17 protein-coding genes and 2 pseudogenes are annotated in these 16,276 nt (G+C 42.6%); 12 read left to right on the forward strand and 7 right to left on the reverse strand.

Annotated elements, in window-relative coordinates; genetic code table 11:
* Positions 1–3 precede the first annotated feature (3 nt).
* The 3 genes from trkA (at position 4) to CPG39_RS12400 (ending at position 3,438) form a co-directional block, all read left to right on the forward strand.
* Positions 4–1,452 (forward strand): Trk system potassium transporter TrkA, encoded by a 1,449-nt coding sequence (trkA, locus tag CPG39_RS12390; protein WP_096293885.1) that lies wholly within the window; start codon positions 4–6, stop codon positions 1,450–1,452.
* A gap of 12 nt (positions 1,453–1,464) precedes the next feature.
* The gene (locus CPG39_RS12395; protein WP_096293887.1) at positions 1,465–2,922 is read left to right on the forward strand and encodes a TrkH family potassium uptake protein; all 1,458 of its coding nucleotides are present in this window, start codon (positions 1,465–1,467) and stop codon (positions 2,920–2,922) included.
* Between the two features lie 129 nt (positions 2,923–3,051).
* Positions 3,052–3,438, forward strand: coding sequence for a response regulator (locus CPG39_RS12400; protein ID WP_013648375.1), 387 nt, complete (start codon positions 3,052–3,054; stop codon positions 3,436–3,438).
* On the opposite strand, the pseudogene CPG39_RS12405 reads toward CPG39_RS12400, so the two are convergent.
* Positions 3,435–3,923: pseudogene (locus tag CPG39_RS12405) on the reverse strand (IS1595 family transposase); the annotation flags it as partial. The gene CPG39_RS12400 and the pseudogene CPG39_RS12405 sit on opposite strands and share 4 nt — an antisense overlap.
* Here CPG39_RS12405 and CPG39_RS14795 point away from each other — a divergent pair.
* The 6 genes and pseudogenes from CPG39_RS14795 to CPG39_RS12435 all read left to right on the forward strand — a co-directional run.
* Positions 3,913–4,479: pseudogene (locus tag CPG39_RS14795) on the forward strand (IS5 family transposase); the annotation flags it as partial. The pseudogenes CPG39_RS12405 and CPG39_RS14795 sit on opposite strands and share 11 nt — an antisense overlap.
* Before the next feature lie 515 nt (positions 4,480–4,994).
* Positions 4,995–5,804 (forward strand): methane monooxygenase/ammonia monooxygenase subunit C, encoded by an 810-nt coding sequence (locus CPG39_RS12415; RefSeq protein ID WP_096291608.1) that lies wholly within the window; start codon positions 4,995–4,997, stop codon positions 5,802–5,804.
* Between the two features lie 175 nt (positions 5,805–5,979).
* Positions 5,980–6,804 carry a methane monooxygenase/ammonia monooxygenase subunit A gene (locus tag CPG39_RS12420; protein ID WP_096291609.1) on the forward strand — a complete coding sequence of 275 codons (825 nt, stop codon included), beginning with the start codon at positions 5,980–5,982 and terminating at the stop codon, positions 6,802–6,804.
* On the forward strand, positions 6,804–8,066 hold the full coding sequence (locus CPG39_RS12425) for a methane monooxygenase/ammonia monooxygenase subunit B (RefSeq protein WP_096291610.1): 1,263 nt from the start codon (positions 6,804–6,806) through the stop codon (positions 8,064–8,066). The genes CPG39_RS12420 and CPG39_RS12425 overlap by 1 nt, the downstream gene beginning before the upstream one ends.
* A gap of 160 nt (positions 8,067–8,226) precedes the next feature.
* Entirely contained in the window at positions 8,227–8,811 is a 585-nt protein-coding gene (locus tag CPG39_RS12430; protein ID WP_096292638.1) for a hypothetical protein, read from the forward strand.
* Positions 8,812–8,878: 67 nt separating this feature from the next.
* Positions 8,879–9,448, forward strand: a complete 570-nt coding sequence (locus CPG39_RS12435; RefSeq protein WP_096293891.1) for a hypothetical protein — start codon at positions 8,879–8,881, stop codon at positions 9,446–9,448.
* Between the two features lie 1,060 nt (positions 9,449–10,508).
* On the opposite strand, the gene CPG39_RS14800 is transcribed toward CPG39_RS12435, so the two are convergent.
* The 5 genes from CPG39_RS14800 to hemP form a co-directional block, all read right to left on the reverse strand.
* Entirely contained in the window at positions 10,509–10,676 is a 168-nt protein-coding gene (locus tag CPG39_RS14800; protein WP_231990309.1) for a hypothetical protein, read from the reverse strand.
* A gap of 389 nt (positions 10,677–11,065) precedes the next feature.
* Entirely contained in the window at positions 11,066–11,362 is a 297-nt protein-coding gene (locus tag CPG39_RS12445) for a hypothetical protein (protein ID WP_096293893.1), read from the reverse strand.
* A gap of 10 nt (positions 11,363–11,372) precedes the next feature.
* Positions 11,373–12,020 (reverse strand): DUF2325 domain-containing protein, encoded by a 648-nt coding sequence (locus CPG39_RS12450; RefSeq protein WP_096293895.1) that lies wholly within the window; start codon positions 12,018–12,020, stop codon positions 11,373–11,375.
* Between the two features lie 118 nt (positions 12,021–12,138).
* Positions 12,139–12,603 (reverse strand): bacterioferritin, encoded by a 465-nt coding sequence (bfr, locus tag CPG39_RS12455; RefSeq protein WP_013648372.1) that lies wholly within the window; start codon positions 12,601–12,603, stop codon positions 12,139–12,141.
* 247 nt (positions 12,604–12,850) lie between these two features.
* Positions 12,851–13,036 carry a hemin uptake protein HemP gene (gene hemP / locus CPG39_RS12460; protein WP_062557698.1) on the reverse strand — a complete coding sequence of 62 codons (186 nt, stop codon included), beginning with the start codon at positions 13,034–13,036 and terminating at the stop codon, positions 12,851–12,853.
* A 262-nt stretch (positions 13,037–13,298) separates the two neighbouring features.
* Between hemP and CPG39_RS12465 the strand changes: the two genes are divergently transcribed.
* Positions 13,299–14,309, forward strand: a complete 1,011-nt coding sequence (locus CPG39_RS12465; protein WP_096293897.1) for a J domain-containing protein — start codon at positions 13,299–13,301, stop codon at positions 14,307–14,309.
* An 88-nt stretch (positions 14,310–14,397) separates the two neighbouring features.
* On the opposite strand, the gene CPG39_RS12470 is transcribed toward CPG39_RS12465, so the two are convergent.
* On the reverse strand, positions 14,398–15,258 hold the full coding sequence (locus CPG39_RS12470; RefSeq protein ID WP_096293899.1) for an MBL fold metallo-hydrolase: 861 nt from the start codon (positions 15,256–15,258) through the stop codon (positions 14,398–14,400).
* A 123-nt stretch (positions 15,259–15,381) separates the two neighbouring features.
* Between CPG39_RS12470 and CPG39_RS12475 the strand changes: the two genes are divergently transcribed.
* Positions 15,382–15,816 carry a YeeE/YedE family protein gene (locus tag CPG39_RS12475; RefSeq protein ID WP_419866133.1) on the forward strand — a complete coding sequence of 145 codons (435 nt, stop codon included), beginning with the start codon at positions 15,382–15,384 and terminating at the stop codon, positions 15,814–15,816.
* A 33-nt stretch (positions 15,817–15,849) separates the two neighbouring features.
* Positions 15,850–16,266 (forward strand): DUF6691 family protein, encoded by a 417-nt coding sequence (locus tag CPG39_RS12480; RefSeq protein ID WP_096293901.1) that lies wholly within the window; start codon positions 15,850–15,852, stop codon positions 16,264–16,266.
* The last annotated feature ends 10 nt before the right edge of the window (positions 16,267–16,276 follow it).

A 16,276-nucleotide genomic window follows, 5' to 3' on the forward strand; every position in this document is an offset into this window, starting at 1 on the left:
CTATTGAAAATTATCATTTTGGGTGCCGGCCAGGTTGGATCAACAGTTGCTGAAAGTTTGGTAAGTGAAGCCAATGACATTACCGTGGTAGACATTGATCCGCTGCGTTTGGCACTATTACAGGACCGTTTGGATTTACGCACTGTGGTTGGCAATGCCTCGCATCCTTCCGTTTTAGTTAATGCTGGTGCGGACGATGCAGATATGGTGTTGGCGGTAACCGAGCACGATGAGACCAATCTGGTTGCGTGTAAGCTGGCAGCTACCTTATTTAATACACCCACTAAAATTGCGCGGATTCGATCGACTGAATATTCGGCTTATCCGGAAATCTTCTCAGCCGAGAATTTCTGCGTTGATTTTGCCATTAGTCCAGAGCAGATTCTGACCAAGTATATTGAGAAGCTGATCGAATTCCCTGAGGCTCTTCAAGTACTTGATTTTGCATCAGGAAAGGTGAGTCTGGTTGCCGTGCGTGCCTTAAAGGGTGGATCTCTGGTCGGACAACAATTACAGGAATTACGTAAGCATGTCCCTAATCTGGATTCACGCGTTGCAGCTATTTTTCGTAGAGATCGGCCAATTATTCCCGAGGGGGATACCGTGATTGAAGCCGAAGACGAGGTATTTTTTATTGCCGCCACTAAAGATATTCGGATTGTAATGCGGGAATTGCGGAAAATGGATAATCCGGTCAAGCATGTGATGATTGCGGGTGGTGGAAGAATTGGCCGACGGCTCGGTGCAACACTGGAAAAAGATTATCGGGTCAAGATAATTGAGCGTAATCATCAGGCTTGCGAGCGTTTGGCGAGTGAACTAAGTGATGCGTTGATATTGCACGGTGATGTGACGGATGAAACCTTGCTTGAAGATGAAAATATAGCTGAGATGGATATGTTTTGTGCGCTGACGAATGATGATGAAAATAATATCATGTCAGCATTATTGGCAAAACGCATGGGAGCACATAAAGTTATTGCGCTGATTAATCGGGGCGCTTATGTAGATTTGATACAAAGTAGCGGAATTGATATCGCCATTTCGCCTGCGCAAGTTACGATTGGTTCATTATTGGCTTATGTTCGGCATGGTGATGTTGCTGCAGTCCATAGTTTGCGTCGTGGCGCAGCGGAAGCATTGGAATTGGTGGCACATGGTGATGCTAAATCGTCCAACGTGGTTGGACGCCGGATAGATGAGATTAAGCTGCCCAAAGGCGCGACAATAGGTGCTATCGTCCGTGGATTACCCAAATCGGAAGGGATATTCGATGAAAATCCGAGTTTGGAGCAAGGTAAGGTAGTGCATGAAAGTAGTGCGATCAAAGTTATTATTGCGCATCATGACACGATTATAGAATCAGAGGATCATGTAATTATATTTGTGATCAATAGAAAAATGATTCGAGAAGTAGAAAGGCTGTTTCAGGTTAATGTTGGTTTTTTATAAGCCCAAAATCACATGAATCGACTGTTTACTGTTGTAAATGTGCTGGGTAAGATGATATTGGTGTTTGGGCTGACTATGTTTGTTCCACTTGGAGTAGCATTCTGGGGTGACGACGGTGCGCAGTCAGTTTTTGAAGAATCCATTGTGGTTACTTTCAGTAGTGGTTTAGTGATGTGGTTGGCGACGCGCCGCTATCATCGTGAACTGCAAATAAAAGATGGTTTCTTGCTGGTTGTGTTGGTTTGGTCGGTATTGCCGGCTTTTGCTATGCTGCCATTGTTATTTTATTTGCCTGAGCTTAATCTCAGTATGGCCTATTTTGAGGCAGTTTCCGGATTAACAGCTACTGGGGGCACAGTGTTATCTGGATTGGATAAGTTGCCGCCCTCAATTAATATATGGCGCGGTGAAATTGTTTGGCTCGGAGGTATGGGCTTAATCGTTTTAGCAGTTGCAATTTTACCACTATTGGGGGTGGGTGGTCGGCAGTTACTGAATGCCGAAATACCTGGACCCATGAAGGAGAATAAACTAACTCCGCGTATTGCGGAGACGGCTAAAGGGTTGTGGTCAATTTACGCGGGTTTGACTTTGATGTGTGCTATTACCTACAAATGGGCTGGTATGAATTGGTTCGATGCCGTGATGCATGCTTTTACGACTTTAGGTTTAGGCGGTTTTTCCTCTCATGATGCTAGCTATGGTTATTGGGATTCACCGCTTATTGAGTCAGTTGCAATTATCTTTATGTTGATTGCCGGGGTAAATTTTGCAACACATTTTTTGGCGTGGCGGGAAAAAAATTTAATTCCTTATCGCTATGATTCCGAGGTGGGCTGGTATGTGATGATTATTTTGTTCAGCTGTCTGGGGTTAGCATTTTATCTATGGTTTAATAATGTTTACACCGAGCCGCTGATTGCCTTACGTTATGCCGCTTTTAATATAGTTTCCGTTGCAACGACTACTGGTTATAGTAATACCGATTACAGTCTCTGGCCGATGTTTGCCCCATTATGGATGTTATTTTTATCTGGTTTTTGCAGTTCCTCAGGTTCTACTGGCGGTGGTATGAAAATGATCCGGGTACGCATTCTGTATCAACAGGTATATCGCGAAATTATTACGATCATGCATCCTAATGCAGTAATTCCAGCTAAGATAGGACGAAGTATATTGGCTAACCGAATCATCTTTTCGGTACTGGTGTTTTTATTCGTGTACTCTGCAAGCATTTTATTAATGGCGCTGGCGCTAACATTCAGTGGATTGGATGTTGTTACATCTTTTTCAGCAGCAATAGCCTGTATTAATAATCTCGGGCCAGGTCTGGGGGGTATTGGTCCAGCCACGACTTATGCGCTGCTGACAGATATTCAAATATGGATATGCAGTTTTGCTATGGTGCTGGGTAGATTAGAGTTTTTCACAGTACTAGCTATTTTTGCGCCGGCTTTCTGGAGAAAATAAAATTTTTTTGACTGAGAAAGCTGTGAGTAGTGATAATTTACTTCTGAGTAGTTTAAGCCTAATAGAAAAAATGATCAATAATGTATAACCGGATTGATGAGATTTGCTTAATAGGCATAAGGAGTTTTCATGAATAGTACCGGCGCTCTGAAAGGTATTAAGGTTATGATTATTGATGATAGCCGCACGATTCGGAGGAGCGCTGAAATTTTCTTAAAGTCATTTGGATGCGAAGTTATTCTAGCGGAGGATGGTTTTGAAGCAATGTCAAAAATCGTAGATAATCACCCGAATATTATTTTTATTGATATCACGATGCCGCGGTTGAATGGCTATCAAGCATGTATGCTGATTAAAAAGAATGCAATCTATCAGTCAATTCCTGTGATTATGTTATCCAGTAAAGATGGTTTATTTGATAAGGCCAGAGGAAGAATAGTAGGATCTGATAATTACTTGACAAAACCATTTACCGCTGATGGTTTATTCAGCATAATACGGAAGGCTTTAGACTAGCAGAGGTTAAAATATCTAACGAGTTGCCATAGTTCAGCAGGTTGTTTTTTCACATCGCCATTGAGATGCTTTTAAATGCAGTTCAAGGCTAGCTGATACGCCATTAAGCTTCGCCAATCGTCACCTGGCAAAACTCCAAAATGATTCGATACCGTTAATGTGACAGGTGACCATTCCAGACAATTCATTGTTACCATGTGATACTCGAAAATGCCTGGAATAACCTACATCTACTAAACCATTATAACCAACGCCAGCCATCACTATAAATGACACTTTCAATGGATACTTTACTCAGTATTACCGCTTGCAAAGTCTCAATCGCTTACAATCCGGTACTATTTCGGTCAATACCCTAACTCGTCCTTCTTAAACACACCCAATACGGGTTGTTTTAATGTGCCACGACCGCGTTTGAGTTTGCCATGATAACCGTGATGATGTTTCGCACCAAAATAGCTTTCATCAACTTCCACTTTACCCAAGGAAACGCTGATTTCAGCCCCTCCTTCGACTAAGAACAAGGAACGGGCGCGCGATAGCGAAATGCATCAAACCAAGAAAGGCCAGCAATGGCACTTCGGCATGAAGGTACACATCGGTGTCGATGCGCAATCAGGGCTTGTTCACACCCTGATCGGAACGGGCAGCCAATGTCCACGATGTTACTCAGGCACAGGCGCTGCTGCATGGTGATGGAACCGATGTGTTTGGTGATGCGGGCTACCCAGGCATTGAAAAACGACAAGAGAATCCTGAATTGCCCGTAACCTGGCATATTGCAATGCGTCCTTCCAAGCGCAAGGCATTGCCCAAAACAACAGCAGGCGAACTGATGGGAAGCTTGAACATGCAAAAGCCAGCATTCGCGCCAAGGTTGAGCATCCCTTTCATGTTGTAAAGAATCTGCTCATGCACCGCAAAACCCACTACAAAGGAATGGCCAAAAATAACGCTCAGATGTTTTCACTGTTTGGGCTTGCCAACTTGCTGCTGGCTCGCCGGTGGTTATATAGCTCAGCCAGCCGGATTGCGTCTTAAAGACAAGAATTGAGGGGAATAATGCAAGAAATAGCGCAATTCAAGCCAGAATATGGCAAATTCTAACCTAATATCCCAAAACCGTTCGCTTAGCCCCTGGGGTACGGTGTATTAATCAGTGTTTCCCTAACAAATTGCTTCTGGTTGTCTAAAGACTACGAAATTATATGGCATGATTCACCGCCGTTTATAGTATATAAATTAAGAAATATTATTGTACGCATTGAGTTATAGTCGTTATCGTTAGTATTTGTATTAAAATGAAATTAATGAGAGTATTGGTAAAAATCCTTTTAGAAGGGGAGGTAATTTTATGACAAATGACTTGACTTTGAACCCCAAGGTCGACTAGCCTGAGAGGTGTAGCTAAAAGCGGGGTAGAATAATATAAGTTATATGAAGGTTTTGGCTACCGAGTTTAGAAGTACTAATTAATTAGTATTAAGTAAGAAGTATAAGGGTAGTATTAGAGAAGAACGAGAAGTAGTTTTGATTAACAGTTAGGAGGTAGAAACATGGCAACAACCTATGGCACAACTAGCGGCGCGGCGAGCGCCAACTATGACATGTCGCTGTGGTACGACTCGAAGTATTACAAGCTGGGCATGTTAACGATGCTTTTGGTAGCGATATTTTGGATCTGGTACCAAAGGACATTTGCATATTCACATGGCATGGACTCGATGGAGCCTGAATTTGACAAGGTATGGATGGGACTGTGGCGCGTACACATGACACTGATGCCACTGTTTGCGTTGGTAACCTGGGGGTGGATACTGAAGACCCGCGATACCAAGGAACAACTGGACAATCTGGATACCAAGCTTGAGATCAAACGTTATTTTTACTGGATGATGTGGCTGGGTGTGTATTTGTTTGGTGTTTACTGGGGCGGCAGCTTCTTTACCGAACAGGATGCAAGCTGGCACCAGGTGATTATTCGTGACACGAGCTTTACACCGAGTCACGTAGTGGTGTTTTATGGCTCATTCCCGATGTACATTGTATGCGGAGTAGCGGCCTACCTGTACGCGATGACGCGTCTGCCATTGTATAGCCGCGGCACATCGTTCCCGTTGGTGATGGCGATTGCAGGCCCATTGATGATTCTGCCGAACGTAGGGTTGAACGAATGGGGACATGCTTTCTGGTTCATGGAAGAACTGTTTAGCGCACCGTTGCACTGGGGCTTTGTGATTCTGGGCTGGGCGGGTTTATTTTCAGGTGGTATTGCAGCACAGATTATCACCCGTTACTCTAACCTGACCGATGTAACCTGGAACAACGCAAGCAGAGAAATTCTGAACAATCGTATCGTTCCTTAATTTGGATGGAACTTACCTTCTTCTGTCAGGAAAAGGGGAGGAAGGTAAGGAATATCTCGACTAAGTTTTTGTACTAATGGGAACAAGCCTATAGGCTGACGATAAAGAGAGAAGTAAGGGAAGCGTATCGTCATGTTTTCATATTTAATATCACATGAAATGAAGGGAGGGTCTAGTGAGTAGAACAGACGAAATTATAGCGGCAGCGAAGATGCCGCCGGAAGCGGTCAAGATGTCCAGATATATAGATGCGGTTTATTTTCCAATTCTCTGTATTCTTCTGGTAGGAACGTATCACATGCACTTCATGCTGCTGGCAGGAGACTGGGATTTCTGGCTTGATTGGAAAGACCGTCAATGGTGGCCTGTAGTAACACCGATTGTAGGTGTCATGTACTGTGCGGCACTGATGTATTACCTGTGGGTAAACTATCGTCTGCCATTTGGCGCGACACTATGTATCGTATGCCTGTTAGTAGGTGAATGGCTGACCCGTTACTGGGGTTTTTACTGGTGGTCGCACTATCCGATCAATTTTGTACTGCCATCGACCATGATTCCTGGTGCGTTGATGCTGGATACGATTTTATTATTGACGGGTAACTGGTTGGTAACCGCACTGTTAGGCGGTGGATTCTGGGGTTTATTTTTCTATCCGGGCAACTGGCCTATTTTTGGCCCCACCCACTTACCGCTGGTTGTAGAAGGCGTATTGCTGTCAGTAGCTGACTACACAGGTTTTCTGTATGTACGTACAGGTACACCGGAATATGTTCGCCTGATTGAGCAAGGATCGCTGCGTACTTTTGGTGGTCACACCACGGTTATTGCTGCGTTTTTCTCAGCCTTTGTATCAATGCTGATGTTCTGCGTATGGTGGTACTTTGGCAAACTATACTGTACTGCTTTCTACTATGTTAAAGGAGAAAGAGGACGTATATCGATGAAGAATGACGTAACGGCATTTGGTGAAAAAGGCTTTGCACAGGGGATTAAATAATGAATATAAAAAGCATTTTTAAACTGGGCGTATTAGGCCTGTATGGAGCGGCGATAGGGGCGGCCTCACTGGCGCTGACGCTGACGGTAGATGTTAATACAGCGGCGGCACACGGTGAACGTTCACAAGAACCGTTTCTGCGTATGCGTAGTATTCAATGGTATGACCTGAAATGGCAACCTAAAGTCACCAAAGTAAATGACATTGCAACCATGACAGGGAAATTTCACCTGGCGGAAGATTGGCCACGTGCGGTAGGTAAGCCTGATCGTGCATTCTTTAACGTAGGTAGCCCAAGTCCGGTGTTTGTACGTTTGAGTACCAAGCTGAATGGCGAACCGACATTCATATCAGGACCGTTGATCATTGGTCGTGATTATGAGTTTGAAGTTAAACTGAAAGCGCGTATTCCAGGCCGTCATCACATGCATGCAATGGTGAACGTAAAAGATGCGGGCCCTATTGCAGGACCAGCAGCGTGGATGAACATTTCAGGCAGCTGGGATGACTTTACCAATCCTGTAACCACATTGACAGGAAAAACGATTGATCTGGAGACGTTTAACTTCAGCAATGGTATATTCTGGCACGTTTTATGGACAGGCTTAGGGGTATTCTGGATTGGTTATTTTGTAGCGAAACCGATGTTTCTGCCGCGTAGTCGTGTATTGCTGGCATATGGTGACGAACTACTGACATCACCGACAGACAGGAAATTTGGTATGGCGATAGCGATACTGACCTGCGCGCTGGTATGGGGAGGCTATCGTTATACTGAAAGCGTACACCCCTATACCATACCGATCCAAGCGGGTGAATCCAAGGTAGAGCCATTACCGATTGCACCGAATCCGGTAGCGATCAAGGTAACCCATGCTAACTATGACGTTCCTGGACGTGCGTTACGCGTGACGATGGAAATCACCAACAACGGAGACTCAGCGGTTAACATCGGAGAGTTTACGACAGCGGGTGTTCGTTTTGTAAATCCATTGGGTCAAAAGCATCTGGATCCTGATTATCCAAAAGAGCTGGTAGCTACTGGTTTGACAATGGATGACGACAGAGGGATTGAACCTGGAGAAACCCGTGAAGTTAAGATGGAAGCCAAAGATGCGTTGTGGGAAGTCCAACGTTTGATGGCTTTGTTGGGCGATCCGGAAAGTCGCTTTGGTGGTTTGCTGATGACATGGGATGATGACGGCAATCGTTATATTAACAGTATTGCTGGTGCTGTAATTCCAGTCTTTACCAAGTTATAATCTGGTATAGCATCAATACACCGGTACACCACTGTCGGAAGACAGCCGGTGTACCGGTTTTTTTATAAGTAAAAACAGAGTGAAATTTAAGGTATCACAAGAGAATGCGGATAATGGAACTGGAAAAATTAGAGATGCTTACCCAAGAGGAGGATTTGTCGTGGTCAGACAAATAACACAAGCAGGGATTGCAGTCTTTATACTTGTTATGGCACTTTACACAAGTACAGTTGGTGCACATGGCAAGGTAGCCATGGAAGAAGATAATTGTATGCGTCGGATCGGGGAGAACATGATTCACCTCAGTACTTATCAACCTCAAATTGATAAGGAAGGTCATTATTGTACAGATATACCCAAAGCCGGCAATGCCATACTTGTTATAGATCTGGTTGATCCTGAGTTGCGAGATATACCGGTTGGAGTAAAGATAATAAAAGGCAGCAATGCAGCCGAAGGAGAAGCAATTACCAGCTTGCGACCTGCATTATATGAAGACGGTGTAATTAGCACGCAAAATGTATTGGATCAGGGGAAATATTTGGTACTGATTACAGCCGAAGGCCTGCCGCCGTTGAACTATGAGTATCATCTGCGGGTGGAAATGGTTAATTATGCCAATGTATTCAGAGCCACCGTAGGGCCTGCAGTGGGTTTGTTGTTGGCCACAATACTGGTATATAAGCTGTTTAGATCAAGGCGTTTCAAGAGTTGGTTGGCATCGCGCCGCGCAAAGCCGAACTAAATAACATTGACAATTCAAAATCAAGAGAACTTAGCAACAACCATTTATCGATACAGGAAAATTTTAAATGTTAGCAAGATTAATAAAAATCAAACAAGTATTATTGGCAGCATTGCTTGCGATGAGCATGCTACTCGCAGCACAAGTACAAGCCCATGGTGGGCTGGCTTTAGCGGATGATATGTGTATATTAACAGTTGGACCATATCGGATGCATTTTACGGGCTATCAGCCATTATCACAGGAAGAGGAATTTTGTGAAGATATACCAGAAGTAGGCAAGACCGTGATAGCGTTGGATTATATTCAGGAGGAACTGCGTCCGTTGACGACAGAGGTAAGGATAATTCGGGATACGGGCTCAGAAGAAAAACTGGACGAGATTACGGTATATCACTTGCCACCTAAAATATATCCCTCGGCATCGATTACGGTAGAGCATGTTTTTCCGGAAAAGGGTAAGTTTGTAGGACTGGTGACGGTTACGGGAGGTGCGCAGGACTATGTATCGAGGTTTCCATTTTCAGTAGGGGAGGGTCGTCCGGTATCGAAGGTTGCAATCATTGCACCAATAGTAATGCTCATTGCGGGGGCTGCAGCTTTTATCATGATGCGTAAACGTAAAACTGAGGGATAGGCACTATTTAAGAAAGATTCAGTTCGCTGTAATGGCAATATAAAAGGCACAAAATTAATTTGTGCCTTTTATTAATTAGTCACCCCTGGAAAAGATGTCTTACAATTATCATTGAGATTGAGAAATTGAATTTGATATTTCTTTTTCTTTTGAAAATTGCTTTCATTGGCTAGATTTTCATCGAAAAATTAGGAAATTTTGCATCCTTCCCCCATAGAAGGAACAACCAAAAATGGCTAGCAGCCATTTTTCCAGATTCCAGGCGCAAGCGGCCGTCAATAAATTGATACAATCGCCAATAACTCCTTTCAAGAAGTTTCTCGCCAATCTGTAATCCGATTTCAAGTGACCGATAATCGGTTCAATCGCTGCACGTCTTCTGCATTGTTTGCACTTTTTATCTTTCTGGTAGCGTGAATCTCGTTTAAGCGCTTTCCCTGATAAAATGATTCGGGTGCCATTGACTTCACTTCACGTTTGCCACGGTAACCACGATCACACACCGCTTGCTTGACGGCTTTGCCGCGCGATGCTTCAACTGACGCAATATTTCCGGTAACGTATGAATATCATGCTGGTTTTGTTCGTGACTGATCGCGCCCAATGATTAAATTACCTTATGCGATACTAGCAATCGATGCTTTGCTGCCATACTCGTATTGCTTGTGGTCTTCTCCCTTAGCCCTACAATACACTTGCGGCTCATGCAACGAGTAGATCTTGTTTGTGTATCCTTCGGTTGCGGGGCTAGAACCCGCTCATACAGTAGAAAATCCTCTTGGTAGCGCTCAAAAAAACAGTGTTGCAGCAATCCCCGGCGTAATTCCCGTATCAAAATACCGGATAGACAAGCGCAATGATTTCACTTCTTTGACGAATGTACGCCGCTGACAGATCTCCATAGATTTTACCGATCCTGTTCAGGCGATTAATGATTTTGATCGCTAGTTTGCTGTCAGTAGGATAGGTAATGTTCTTCTCTTATATCGTCGTCTTAATAAGAACCACATCTTCCAACGCTGCACGCCCATGCAATCCACCACTCATACAGAAAATTCCCTCAACTCCTGCAACGCCAATCATTTACAATGATGCACCAGTTTCGTACTGCGGCAAGGCAATTTCGTTGGAATTCCATCATGCCGGAAAACGCCTGGTAATAAGGATTGCGTTTCCTCTGTAACACTACCGCTTCATCGCTCAAATCCTCTAATTGCTTGAAATCCATAACCCAACCATCAAGCGTATTGGTTTACCGGGCGCACCGATGCCGCCAGGGTATTTCCAGTGCGAGCTAGCGGGGGCAAGCTGCAATAATAGGCCTGTTACAAACTGGATGATGGGAAGTTTTGTTGAGTGCAAGCCCGTTCATCACCATTTCGACCAGAAATAAGCGCTAATTTTAACATTACTGGTCGGTTTGTTATGCCTACATACAGCCTCATTTACGCTATGAGAATTTTGCAAAAGTCTCGCTATATATCATCTGGTTGGATGTATTTGGGGGCGACTAATTAAGTTATCTAGAACTTATCTGGGGATTCAAAGCTAGGATATTTACAAGTTGGTTTGAAAATGAATCAAGCATGTGCTAGTAACCTACGGTATCTTATATTCTCAGGATTTACTTACATTGGGCTGGTGAGATAAACGCAACGTATAAATTCTTTCTTTATTCAACGTCATCAATAAGTTGATCGGATCGATAAAATTCCAGTATTGCTGTAGTAAACTTGTTTTAATCTCTGCGGGTTTAATTCTCCTCCCCCTTGGGGCGGAAGCTGGTTGAAAACCAGCAGATTGTAGAGCGCAGTTAATACCCCGCTGCTTGCGGCGGGGTGCTTTATTTGAGATTTGCTGCTGATGCTTCTCTTGTGCACGTAAATTTAAACTGTCAAAAACAATAATATTCAAATTAATTGGATTAATGCTTAATTTTATCAGTTTTCTCTGCCATCATTAGGGCCAGCATACGGACACCCACTATGAAACTATTAATCGCTGAGCGATCTAGTAAGACGCATAGTTTGCCAGACGATGTGCAATAATATTTGACAGTTTGGAATACTGTATGGTTGACACAATCGACTGGACAAATAATCATGTCGGCTGTTTTTTCCATAAGTAGAAATAAATTATCCAGAGTGTCATTTGAATCACCATGAAATGATATGAATGTACCGCCAGAGTTTTTTACAATCTGATTATATTTTGGATAAAGTTTGATTTTACCGCCCACGCATAGAATGGTTTTTCCATTTAATGGATTGTTATAATATTTGTTAGTTTGGTTATTGTGGTTTATGCAACCAATAATTCCAATTGAAGAAGATGCTTTAATCAGGGGTGCCCAATTAATGATACGAGAATCTTGGGTTGCAGAAGGATGCTCTTTGATAATTTTTTGTTTGAGAAGCACCAGGCTTTGCTTCAGCAAATGAGCAAATTTTATAAATTTATGTAAAGCATCTCCACCCCTTGAAGAAATTTCCGTACAGGAAGGAATGGAGTAGTGATAATGAAAACTTGTACTTGATGTAGTCATAGCAGCCTGCTTCTTTAGAAATTTCATAAGAGAATCTCCTTTAAATCATCAGCAAGTAAAAAATGGCTGGCTGACCTAAAAAGTAGGTTGGCTGGCTAAATGTACTGCTGGAGAAGGAAGAGCAACTCCAGCAGTATTGAAAACGCTAAATCTGGCTTTGTAGCCAGTTATGGATTCCGACCTTTTGCATGACGCCGAGCTGGCTTTCTAACCAATCGATATGCGCTTCGGTATCTTCAAGAATATGCTCAAAAATTTCTCTTGATGCAAAGTCTTGGCTTGATTCGCAAGCTGCTATTGCAGATAGCAGAGTTTTCCGTGATGTAAATTCAAGCTTTAGATCACAAGCGATGCATTCCTCAACAGTTTCACCAATCATCAACTTTCCTAGATCTTGTAGATTGGGTAAGCCTTCCAGGAAGAGGATTCTTTCAATCAGAAGATCAGCGTGCTTCATCTCTTCACACGATTCTTCAAATTCGTGTTTTCCTAAGCTGTTAAATCCCCAATTCTTGTACATCCGGGCATGCAGAAAATATTGGTTAATGGCTGTTAATTCGTGTTGTAACTGCTGATTTAGCCAGCGAATGATATCTACATTACCTTTCATTTTTAGCTCCTAAGACAAATAGTTTTACTTGGGCTGAATTCATTTGAAAAGATATCGCTCAGTTACTGTCAAATTATTTATTGCTTGCCATTGTTATTATGCTGCAGGCAATTGTCATTGCTGAGTAATTCTTGTTATGAATCCATATCATATATCCGCTTACTTTTACCACGGTTCAGAATGATTTTCGTATATGAACCGCTAATAACTACAAGTATTAATATACATGATATAGGCTCATAATCCACTATTTGTTCAGGATTAACTTGCCGTTTCGCGTACGCCGTAGTGTGTATTGTTCACCTTTGTGCAATATAAATACAACGTCGCCATTTTTAAATAAGGAATTACTATCTATCAGTGCATTTAAATTTGTAAGTTCGGATTGATACAAATTCTGTGCCATTAACTGTGTTAGTGCTTGGGTATTCATATTAATATATAAATGATAATGAGAATTGTTCTCATAGTATATGACGTGCTAATAAAATGCAAGTGTAATCTATAAGATATCTGGCTATTGGCTGGGGAGGATTAACTAATTGCAGTAGTTATTTAAACCCGTGTCCGGAAATGTTAATCTGGCATGAGAACAATAGAAATGATGGTTATTGGTATGAATGATCTGTTGAAAATCCATTAGAATTGACATCACAGATAAATCAAATAATGAGGTGCTAGAATTCGCAGTAATTATGATTGAGCGGCGTAATTTCTATCGCATTCTTTACATTCAGCCTGATGCACCAATGGAGGTGATCAAAGAAAGTTATTGGGCATTGATGCAGAAACTTGTAATGCATCCTGAGCTGGCCAGTCCGGACTGGAATGTGAGCTTACTTAATCTTGCTTATAGTACGTTAAGGGATCCCCTCAAGCGGGATGTATATGACCAAGAATTATTGGATCGATACCATATTAAAATTCTAGGTCAGGGTGCATTGGGCTCCAATGATAGGCTTGGAGCGGAAAGAAAGCCTAGTGAGCATGCGGACAATTTGAATCAACGTAATTATTATCGGATTCTTCAAGTTCAATCTGATGCACCAATTTCAACAATTAAAGCGAGTTATCGAGTATTAAAAGAAAGTTCTCTTCAAGATAATGTATTGCTTGAGGAAGCCTATCGAATTTTATCTGATCCGGCGGCGCGCACGCGGTATGACGCATTTTTGGCAAGTAAATTACTTCATGCTACGCAAGAAACAGCGAATAAGAAGATTAATTTGCCCAGCTTGGTTTCCGCACCTGGTGCGTCGGAACGCTCTGTTAAGCCTTATCGAGGATTAATTACGCATTATTGTTTTTTCTGCAAAACGCCCTACGTGCCGCAGACAGGTTTATACCAAAGTGAGAATTGTTTGGAATGTGCAAGCCCGCTATTCGTATTGCATCATGAAAATCCGGAATCAACACAGCGTACTATCATGCGAATTCCAGTGAAAGGGGAGTTGGTTTTTTATTTGTTCTGGCCGGGTCGGCCGGTGCAGGGTGTTTTCCAAGATTTATCACCCGCAGGGATACGCTTCTTGACAGAAGTAATGCTGGATTTCAAAGATATTATAAAAATTGATGCGCCAAATTTCCAAGCGGTAGCGGAAGTGACCAATAAATATCATGAGAATCATGCAATTTCGGTGGGTGCCCGCTTTATTGCGGTAAAATTTGCTCAGCAACAGGGTAATTTTATCACCATGCAGGTTTAAAGACTGGTGAAAGCTATCTGTACTTATCAATCAACTAGTATGAAGCAGCGGTATTTCGTCAGATATGGTGAAATCTAAATGTCACACTTCAAATTAAGTTAATCGGTATTTTGAAGTATGCAATACCATTAGGTTCAGCTGGCGGTAGTTTACCGCCTCTGATATTTATTTGTATTGCGGGTAGCAGCAGATTTGGCATTTCTAACGTTGCGTCGCGTTCAGTACGCATCTTTACAAATTCGTCTTCAGTGATTCCGGCATGAATGTGAATATTGCGTGCGCGTTGTTCAGCGACCGTACATTCCCATTCTGGCGGGCGATTGGTGGGAGGGTAATCGTGACACATCAATAGACGGGTTTCAGGTGGGAATGCCAGTATTTTTTGAATGGATTTAAACAACTGGCGGGCATCGCCGCCTGGAAAATCTGCGCGCGCGGTGCCAACATCAGGCATAAAGAGCGTATCGCCCACAAAGATTACATCGTTGATTTGATATGCGATGTCGGCGGGTGTATGGCCTGATACTGCAACGGCTTTTGCTGTAATTTTTCCGATCTGAAACAACTCGCCATCGGAAAACAAATGGTCAAAATGATGGCCATCGGGTATAAATTCATCCCCAAAGTTAAAAATTTTTTTGAATGTTTTCTGAACTGCAGGAATATTTTGACCAATGCCGATTTTTCCACCTAGCTGATTTTTAAGGTAATCGGCTGATGACAAATGATCCGCATGTGCATGTGTTTCTAGAATCCACTGAACCGAAAGACGTTGATCATGAATAAATGCGATTAACTTGTCGGCGTTATGGGTGAGGATTTTACCCGCCTTGGGGTCGTAATCCAGTACGGGATCGATAATGGCGCAGCTCCCTCCCGCTTCATCAAAAACAACATAGCTAATAGTCTGTGTTACGGTATCAAAAAATGCTTGTATGTTGGGGTTCATATTATTCTCCGCGTGGTTTTTCAGATAAAGTTATTGTTGAAAATAGTATCAATAGAAATTAATATATTTTAATATATACTATATAATAATTTAATGATTGACATTATTTTTTCAGTGTAGGGGGTGCATATTAATTATCCAGACTTATTATCATGGCAAGCTGTAGCAGGAGGGCTTGCAATAGGTTTTGCAGTGACAATACTGTTACTGTTTAATGGCCGTATTGCTGGGATATCTGGAATTATAGGCGGTTTATTCCGTATGCAAAGAGAAGATATTGGTTGGCGTATCGCCTTTATTTTAGGGTTGGTTTTATCGGTAACCATTTGGAAGATTTTTTTCGTTCTACCCGAGATACGGATTGAAACCAGCCATTTGATGTTGTTATTAGCCGGTTTATTAGTTGGATACGGAACAAGATTGGGCTCCGGGTGTACAAGTGGTCATGGCGTTTGTGGATTATCGCGAGGATCAATTCGCTCTTTTGCTGCAACAGCAATATTTATGCTGACGGCTATGCTGACAGTTTATGTGGTAAGGCATGTGATTGCCAATTAGTTTAAATAGCTGCGAATAATGGGAGGATACCAAATGGTTAGTTTGATAGCGTGGGTGTCTGGAATCGTATTCGGATTGGGCATTATTTTATCCGGCATGGTTAATCCGGCAATTGTATTGGCTTTTGTTGATATAACCGGTCGTTGGGATGCTTCGCTGATAGGGGTGATGGCTGGCGCAATAGCGGTAAGCTCAATAGCTTTTGCGATTGCAAAGAAACAGGAAAAAAGCTATCTGGGCGGATACATACAGATACCGAGCGTTACCAAAATAGATTCGCGCTTAATATTGGGCGGGATTGTATTCGGGATCGGTTGGGGAATAGCGGGAATTTGCCCCGGACCAGCGTTAGTGCTGTTAGGATCGGGCAGCCTGGAGGCTATTATCTTTCTAGGGGCAATGTTACTGGGAATGGGTATATTTGAAGCTGTGCAGCAGAAACGTCAATAAGTTTACTGAC

The organism is Nitrosomonas ureae, from assembly GCF_900206265.1.
Classification (GTDB): Bacteria; Pseudomonadota; Gammaproteobacteria; order Burkholderiales; family Nitrosomonadaceae; genus Nitrosomonas; species Nitrosomonas ureae_C.